The sequence below is a fragment of the Streptomyces sp. S6 genome (genome assembly GCF_054880855.1).
Genome location: NZ_JBTYMC010000537.1, coordinates 1 through 2500 on the forward strand (window position 1 = coordinate 1; position 2500 = coordinate 2500).

The 2500-nt window shown below is 75.4% G+C and carries 1 protein-coding gene and 1 pseudogene; one reads left to right on the forward strand and one right to left on the reverse strand.

The features are described from left to right. Nucleotides 1-245, reverse strand: a pseudogene (locus ACVNF4_RS34870) (hypothetical protein); the annotation flags it as partial. A 111-nt stretch (nt 246-356) separates the two neighbouring features. On the opposite strand from ACVNF4_RS34870, the gene ACVNF4_RS34875 reads away from it, so the two are divergent. Next, a partial coding sequence (locus ACVNF4_RS34875) for an acyltransferase domain-containing protein (protein WP_461806866.1) occupies nt 357-2500 on the forward strand: 2144 nt, incomplete at its 3' end.

Genomic DNA, 2500 nt, shown 5'->3' on the forward strand with positions numbered 1-2500 from the left:
AGGTCTGCGGGGACCTCGGGGTGGTCCGGGTTGGCGCGGATCAGGCGGGTGGCGGGGGTGTGGCGCGGATTGGGTGACTCGGCAGATTCGGCTCCGGGTATCTGGTCGGCGCCCAGGCCGCCCGCCTCAGCGCGGCCCTCGACACCCCGCACGCCCCGGCCCTGCCCGACCTCGGCCTCACCCTCGCCGTCCACCGCGCCGCCCTCGACCACCGCGCCGCCCTCGTCGCCACCGACACCGCGCACCTGCGCACGGCCCTGTCCGCCCTCGCGGCCGACGGCTCCCTTGTCACCGAGGCCCCAGGCGACGGCGGGCTCGCGGTGGTGTTCTCGGGGCAGGGGGCACAGCGGGTCGGGATGGGGCGGGAGCTGTACGAGACGTACGGGGTGTTCGCCGCCGCCTTCGACGAGGTGTGCGCCGGATTTGGTGAAACCGGCTTTAGGAGAGCCGTGCTCGGAGGTTCGGCGGAGGATCTGTCGGCGACCGGGCTCGCGCAGCCCGCGCTGTTCGCCGTCGAAGTGGCGCTGTTCCGGCTCGTGGAGTCGTGGGGGGTGCGCCCGGACGTCGTTCTCGGGCATTCGCTGGGCGAGTTGACGGCGGCGTACGTGGCGGGGGTGTGGTCGCTGGAGGACGCCTGTCGGGTCGTCGCCGCGCGGGGTCGGCTGATGCAGGGGCTGCCGTCCGGTGGCGCGATGTGGGCCGTCGAGGCCGAGGAGTCCGAGATCGCCGGGGCGCCGGGCGTGTGGCTGGCGGCTGTCAACGGGCCGCGTGCCGTGGTGCTTTCGGGCGAGGAAGCGGCTGTGCAGGAGGCGGCCGATGCGTTCGCCGCCCGGGGCCGCCGGGTCAAGCGCCTCGGCGTGAGTCACGCCTTCCACTCGGGCCTCGTGGAGCCGATGCTCGACGAGTTCGCCCAAGTGCTCGCCGGGGTGTCCTTCGGCGACCCGGTGATGCCGGTGGTGTCGAACGTGACGGGCGAGGTCGCGGGGGAGGAGCTGACGACCCCCGAGTACTGGGTGCGCCACGTCCGCGCGGCCGTCCGCTTCGCCGACGGCGTGCGGGCCGTGGCCGGGCTCGGTGTCTCCACGGTCCTCGAACTCGGGCCGGACGGCTCACTCACCGGGTTGATGGCGGATCTGGTCGCGTTGCCCGCACTGCGCCGGGACCGCAGCGAGCCCGAAGCACTGCTCGCGGCGCTCGGAGAGGCGCACGTCCACGGCGTCGCCGTCGACTGGCGCGCGGTCTTCGAAGGCAGCGGCGCCCGCCGCACCGACCTGCCCACCTACCCCTTCCAGCACCGCCGCTACTGGCCCGCGCACGCCGCGATCCCCGCAGGCGCGCTGGCCGCCGCCGGAGTCGGCGCCGCCGACCACCCGATCCTGCGGACCTGGATCACCTCGCCCGAGACCGGCACGGTGATCGCCACCGGCCGCATCTCACGCGCCACCCACGCCTGGATCGCCGACCACGGCGTCCTCGGCACCCCCCTCCTCCCCGGCACCGGCTTCGTCGACCTGGTCTGCTGGGCCGGCGAACGCCTGGGCTGCCCCGAGCTGGCCGAACTGACCCTGGCCACCCCGCTGGCCCTGACCGACGAAGCGGGAGCCGATCTCCGGCTGACCGTGGGGGAGCCGGATGAGGACGGGCGGCGCGCGGTGGCCGTGCACTCCCGCACCGCCACCGATGACGACACCCTGCCCTGGACCCGGCACGCCGAGGGCCACCTCGTCCCGGCCACCGACAGCACCGGCGACACCTTCACCCTCCCCGACACCGGCGCCGAGTCCTTCCCACTCGACGGCTTCTACCCCGGCCTGACCGACGCCGGCTTCGACTACGGCCCCGCCTTCCAGGGCCTGCGCACAGTCCTGCGCACCCCCGACGGCACCCTGTACGCCGAGGCCGAACTCCCCGAGGACGAGCGCCCCGACGCCGCCCGCTTCGCCCTGCACCCGGCACTCCTGGACGCCGTCCTGCACGCCCTCGGCGTCGACCTCCCGACCGGCGGCGCCCCCCGGCTGCCGTTCGCCTGGACCGGCGTGCGGATCCAGGCGGCCGGTGCCCACGCCGTGCGCGCCCGCATCGGCAGGGGCGCCGACGGGACGGTCAGCGTGGACGCGGTCGACGCGGAGGGGGCGCCGGTCGTCACCGTGCGGGGCCTCGTCCTGCGGGAGACCCTGCCCGCCCGGACCGATGGGGACCCGCTGTACCGGATCGCCTGGACCCCGCTGCCCCTGGCCGAGGGACTCGCCCCCGCCAGCACGGCCACCCTCGCCACCTGGACGGACGAGGAGGTGGACGCCGTCGTCGCCGAGTGCCCCGACGGCGACCTCGCGGACGTCACCGGACACGTCCTCGAACTCCTCCAGCGCTGGCTGGCCGACGAACGCGCCGCCAACGTACCGCTGCTCCTCGTGACCCGGCGGGCGGCCACCGTCCCGGTCGCCGGGCTCCTCACCGAGGCCGTTCCCACTTTGCCCGACGCCGCGCACGCCGCCGTCGC